The sequence below is a fragment of the Streptomyces alkaliterrae genome, assembly GCF_007097205.2.
GTDB classification, from domain to species: domain Bacteria; phylum Actinomycetota; class Actinomycetes; order Streptomycetales; family Streptomycetaceae; genus Streptomyces; species Streptomyces alkaliterrae.
The window spans coordinates 1-5,753 of record NZ_VJYK02000335.1 but is presented as its reverse complement, the minus strand read 5'-3'; the positions used below and the strand labels follow the sequence as shown (position 1 = coordinate 5,753).

Sequence of the window (5,753 nt, the reverse complement as noted above, 5' to 3'; positions counted from 1 at the left end):
CCACCGGAGGACCCGCGCCCGACGCGCCCGCCTCCGCCGCCGACGGGCCCGAGCCCGGCGATCTGGAGATCGGCTACGACGAACTCGTCCTGGCTCCGGGGTCGGTCTCCCGTACCCTGCCCGTCCCCGGCCTGGCGGACCACGGCATCGGCTTCAAGACCGTCGAGGAGGCGATCGGGCTCCGCAACCACGTACTGGAGCAGCTCGACATCGCCTCCTCCACCCGGAACCCCGAGATCCGCGACGCCGCCCTCACCTTCGTCTTTGTCGGCGGCGGCTACGCGGGCGTCGAGGCGTTGGCCGAACTGGAGGACATGGCCCGCTACGCCTGCCGCTACTACCACAACCTCCGCCCCGAAGAGCAGAAGTGGATCCTCGTCGAGGCCACTGACCGGATCTTGCCGGAAGTGGGGGAGGAGATGGGCAGGTACGCGGTGCGGGAGCTCCGCGGCCGCAAGATCGATGTCCGGTTGCAGACACGATTGGAGTCGTGCGAGGACCGCGTCGCGGTGCTCAGCGACGGCTCCCGACACCCGTGCCGCACCCTGGTCTGGACGGCCGGAGTGAAACCGAGCCCCCTCCTCGCCGCCACCGGCCTCCCGCTCACCGAACGCGGCCGGCTGCGCTGCGACGCCACACTGCGGGTCGAGGGCGTCGCACACGTGTGGGCCGCCGGAGACGCGGCCGCCGTGCCCGACCTCACCGCGGACAAGCCCGGCGTCGAGTGCGCGCCCAACGCGCAACACGCCGTCCGCCAGGCGCGACTGCTCGGCGACAACGTCGCCGCCGCGCTGCGCGGTCGGCCACTGCGCGAGTACCGGCACTCCTACGCCGGATCGGTGGCGTCGTTGGGGCTGCACAAAGGGGTCGCCCGCGTATACGGTCGCAAGCTCAAGGGATACCCCGCCTGGCTGATGCACCGCGTCTACCACCTCAGCCGAGTCCCGACGGTCAACCGCAAGACGCGGGTGCTCGCAGAGTGGACGCTCGCCGGCTTCTTCAAGAGGGAGATCGTCTCCCTCGGCTCGCTGGAACACCCGCGTGCCGAGTTCGAGATGGCGGCCGGCGGCGGGCCCCGCAGCGAGGAGCGCTGACGGATGTCACCACCGTCCGTCACACTGGACATGTGACCATGGGTGCGGCGATCACAGCGAAGAGTGACCGCCAAGGGGTCACCGACCGTAGTCAAGGTCGCCACCCAGGCCGTGTCGCCGATGTGCGCAAGCCACCGGCGGCAACCGCAGAGACTCAGCAGAATCGGATCTGAACCGCAGTGAACTTCACGCGTTGGAGCGCCCGTCTGCCCGGCACGCAGCGACGCACCGCCGCCCTGCGGGCAGCGCGGCGGTCCGCAGGGCCCGCGCCGTCCGCGACATCGGCCGACGGCCGGTCCCGCGAGGAAGGCCGGCCCGACAAGGAGGCGGGGGCGCCCGACGTCGCGCGCGCCGACTCGGCCGATCAGGACCCGGACGCCGGGCGCGCCCCGAAGGCCGGACGGGAGGTGCCCGCAGCCCGCGCCGAGACCACGCCCGACGCACCCGGCGGCGGCCGGGACGGCGTCCCCCGCAGCCTGGACACGCTGTCCTTGCACGAGCTGCTGGGCCAGGTCCCGGCCCCCTTTGTCGTCGTGCGCGGCCCGGAGCACCGCGTCGCGTACGTCAACGACGCGTACGCCGCTGCCTTCGGCGTGCGCTCCTGCGGCGGACCGGCCAGGGAGGACCTGCCCGAGCTGGTCGAGCTCGGCCTGCTGCCGCTGATGGACCAGGTGCTGCGCAGCGCCAAGCCCCGCACCGTCAAGGCCCGCCGCACCGAGCACGGCGACCGCGTCGGCTACTACACCTTCACCTGCACCCCGATCGACCTCGGGCCCCGCGCCCAGCCTCCCGACGGCCGACGCCGAGCGGCCAGGGGCCGAGACTCCCGCAACGGTGAGCGCGGCGTGCTCGTCTTCGCCGCCGAGGTGACGGACCAGGTCGAGTCCGCCGAGCGGCTTCGGGCCAGCGAGGCACGCCAGCGGGCCGCCGCCGTCACCCTGCAGCGCAGCCTCCTCCCGCAGGAGCTGGAGCAGCCGGACGACCTGCGCGTCGCCGCCACCTACCAGCCGGGCGGCGAGGACGCGGCCGTCGGCGGGGACTGGTACGACGTGATCACGCTCGGCGCCGGCCGTACCGCGCTGGTCATCGGGGACGTGATGGGCCGGGGCGTGCGCGCCGCTGCCGTCATGGGCCAACTCCGCACGGCCGTGCGCGCCTACGCCCGCCTCGACCTGCCACCGCACGAGGTGTTGCAACTGCTGGACGGGCTCGCCGCGGAGATCGACTCCAGCCAGATCGCCACCTGCGTCTACGCCGTCCACGACCCCAGCGAGGGGCGCCTCAGCTACGCCTCCGCCGGGCACCTGCCCATCCTGGTCCGCGAGGCGGACGGCACGGTCCACCGGGCCGAGGAGCCGACCGGGCCGCCGCTCGGCACCGGCGGCTGGCTGCACACGTCCGGCTCGGTGCCGTTCGGCGAAGGCGGCACCGCCGTCCTCTACACGGACGGTCTCGTCGAGCGCCGGGACGCCGACATCGACGAGGGCGTCGCAGCCTTGGAGCGCGCCTTCGCCGGCGCCACCGGCCAACCCGAGATCATCTGCGACCGGCTCCAGCGGGCCATGGGCATCACCGCCGACCACGACGACGACCTCGCCATCCTCGTCTTCCAACACCCGGCCAGGACCGGCGGCGACGCCGAGCTCTTCCGCAACGCCGCCCTCGAACTGCTCGGCGGGACGGAGGCGGCACCGCGCGCCCGCGCCTTTGCCTCCGGAGTGCTGACCTCCTGGCGTTTCCCCCGCGAGCTGCACGACCTGGGAGTGCTGGCCGCCAGCGAGCTGGTCGCCAACTCACTCCAACACGGCACGCCGCCGATGCGGCTCCGGCTCCGGCGCACCGACCGGCGGCTCATCGTGGAGGTCACCGACGGCGATGATCACCTGCCGCGCCGCCGGCGGGCCGAGCCCGCGGACGAGTCGGGCCGCGGTATCGCGATCGTCGCGACGATCGCGTCCTCGTGGGGCACCCGCCGGACACCGGGCGGCGGCAAGGCCGTCTGGTGCGAGTTCGCCCTTCCGACGGGTTCGCCCGCCGCCGAGCGCTGAGGGCGTTCCGGCCCGTTGTCAGCGCCCGGCGGCGGGCGACCGTCCGGTCGGGGTCTCAGCCAAGCGGAGCGACGGCCGTCGTCGACGCCACGGCAGCGGTCTCCCTCGGCCCGGGGCGCCCCTCGTCCTCGGCCCGCTCCTCGCACTCCGCCGCGCCATCGCCGCCACGCCGGACCACCCGCGAGGTCCGCAGCCGCGGATTGTCCTGCTCCGGCCGCAGCCGACGGCCGAGCAGCAGCGCGAGGCCCGTGACGCCGAGCGAGCAGCCGGTCAGCAGCACGATGTACGCGGCGTACGCGCCCTGGGCCGCCATCAGTCCGCCCACAGCCGGTCCGACCGACACCCCGAGCTGCTTGACCAGCGCGAACGCCGAGTTGTACTGGCCGACCATCCGCGCCGGCGCCAGGTCGGCGACCAGCGGCGCCACCGTGGGGGAAAGCATCGCCTCGCCGACGCCGAACAGCGCGTACGTCGCGATGAGCAGCGCCGTGGCCACCGCCTGCGCGTGCGGCACCAGCCCCGAGATACCGGCGGCCAGCCACGCCACGGTCCAGATCAGGCCCACCAGCGCGATCACCCGGCTACGCCGCCGGCCGTCGACGAGGCGCAGCACGACAAACTGCGTCAGCACGATCATCGCCGTGTTGGCGAACAGCGCCAGGCCGAGCGTGGAGGTCGAGATGCCCGTCACCTCCACTCCGTAGGCCGCGAGCCCCGATTCGAACTGGCCGTAGCAGGCGAAGAAGAGGACAAAGCCGAGCACGCAGAGCAGCACCATCGGACGGTCGGCCAGCAGCCGGCGCCAGCCGTCGCCGGAGCCCCGCCCGGTGGACGAGGTCCCCTTCGCGTCGCCGGCCGCCTCGATCAGGACCTGCTCGGCGCCGACGGTACGGGGCAGCCGTACGGTCAGCAACACACCCGCCAGTACCAGGAACATCGCCGCCTCGACGGAGAACAGCAGCGTGAAGCTGGACGCCCGGTGCTCGTCGACGAGCTGTCCGCCCAGTAGACCGCCCAGGCCCATGCCCAGGTTGTTGAGGAAGAACTGGGTGGCGAACGCCCGCGCCCGGGTGGCCGTGGACGAGCACCAGACGATCATCGTCGCCAGCCCCGGCTGGAGCACGGCGATACCGGCGCCCATCAGAGCGGCGGAGGCCATCACGGTCGAGGTGGTCCCGGACAGCCCGAAGCCGAGCGCGCCCACCGCGGCCGCCGCCGTACCGGCCAGCGCCACGGGAAGCGGCCCGCGCCGGTCGATGACCCGACCGACAAAGGGCAGCACAAAGAGCGCGGCGGCGGCGAACGCGGCGAGCACGGCGCCCGCCGTGCCCGCCCCCAGTTCCCGCACGTTCGCCACATAGACGAAGAGGTACGGGACCGTGAAGCCACTACCGAACGCGCTCAACGCGTTCCCGAGCTGGATCCGGCGCAGCTGTGCGCCCATCGCGGTGTTCAACACTCACCTTCCCTGGTCTGGCCCAACCCTCGGCCGCCTCGTCATCACACGGAGCACAGCCCTGGCGGATGGCGCTGGGCCCGCCAGGGCTGTGGGTGGAGCGAAGGGCTGAGAGCTGAAGACTTCAACTCTAAACTTCGAAGCTAAAGAGTACACAAGGCAAGGCTTCGACGCTAATCAGTGCCGTGCGATACTCCCCGCATGTCTGACCGCCAGCCGTCCCTCGACGAGCAGATCGCCATCTACCAGCGCGAGTACCGCGACCTCGACCCCCAGGTCGAACGCGTCGTCAACGCGCTCAGCCGGCTCGACCGGCGGATGAGCGTCGCCTACGGCCGGCAGCTCGCTACCCTGGGGCTGAGCGGTGCCGAGTGGGAGGTCCTGAAGGAACTGGTGATGGTGGGCAGCCCGTACCAACTGTGGCCCGGCACCATCGCCAAGCGGCTTGGCCTCACCCCCGCCGCCATGACCCACCGCATCGACCGGATGCTCGCCGCCGGGCTTGTCACTCGGGAGAGGGACGAGGAGAACCGCGTCCGGGTGATCATCGGCCTCACCGACGACGGCCGGGAGAAGTGGCTCCAGGTGATGCGTCAGGCCTCCGCCTTCGAGGAGTACCTGCTCCAGGACCTCAGCAACGAGGAGCGCGCCCAGCTCGGCGACCTCCTGATCCGCCTGCTCGACAGGGTCTCCGCCCACCTCGACTGACGGCTCCCCGCACGACTTCCGCCTCGGAGGGGCAGGCTTGACACGGCCGGTGCTCATCCGTAGTGTTCTCCGGGTTGCCAGCGAGCCGGTAGGTTCCGCTGGCGGCGCTTCTGCCACGTCCGGTGGCGCCCACTACTCTGTACGATCTTCCCTTCGCGGGGGCTTGTTCGGCGTGCCCGAATTGGCTTTCAGCGGCTCGATTTTGAGTCGGGCGGGAAATCCTCTAAAGTAGTGATCACGCCGGAAGGCGGCCCCGCCGACAGGGGAATCGGATTTCGAATCCGGGCCGGAAACGGAACGGAAAAGAGTCTGATAGAGTCGGAAACACCGAAGGGAAGCGCCCGGAGGAAGCCCGGAAGGGAATCCGAAGGAAGCGTCCGTTCCTTGAGAACTCAACAGTGTGCCAAAAGTCAACGCCAGATATGTTGATACCCCGTCCTTCCACTT

Annotated in this window: 4 protein-coding genes; 3 read left to right on the top strand and 1 reads right to left on the bottom strand. The window is 71.6% G+C overall.

The window, feature by feature from the left end:
* Positions 1-1,094 (top strand): NAD(P)/FAD-dependent oxidoreductase (locus FNX44_RS23000; RefSeq protein WP_143650704.1); only part of this gene is annotated, 1,094 nt, incomplete at its 5' end.
* Positions 1,095-1,273: 179 nt separating this feature from the next.
* A complete protein-coding gene (locus FNX44_RS22995; protein WP_143650703.1) occupies positions 1,274-3,142 on the top strand; it encodes an ATP-binding SpoIIE family protein phosphatase in 1,869 nt (622 codons plus the stop codon).
* Positions 3,143-3,197: 55 nt separating this feature from the next.
* On the opposite strand, the gene FNX44_RS22990 is transcribed toward FNX44_RS22995, so the two are convergent.
* Positions 3,198-4,586, bottom strand: coding sequence for an MFS transporter (locus FNX44_RS22990; RefSeq protein WP_143650705.1), 1,389 nt, complete (start codon positions 4,584-4,586; stop codon positions 3,198-3,200).
* A 213-nt stretch (positions 4,587-4,799) separates the two neighbouring features.
* Here FNX44_RS22990 and FNX44_RS22985 point away from each other — a divergent pair, with 213 nt between their 5' ends.
* Positions 4,800-5,306 carry a MarR family winged helix-turn-helix transcriptional regulator gene (locus FNX44_RS22985; RefSeq protein ID WP_143650702.1) on the top strand — a complete coding sequence of 169 codons (507 nt, stop codon included), beginning with the start codon at positions 4,800-4,802 and terminating at the stop codon, positions 5,304-5,306.
* The last annotated feature ends 447 nt before the right edge of the window (positions 5,307-5,753 follow it).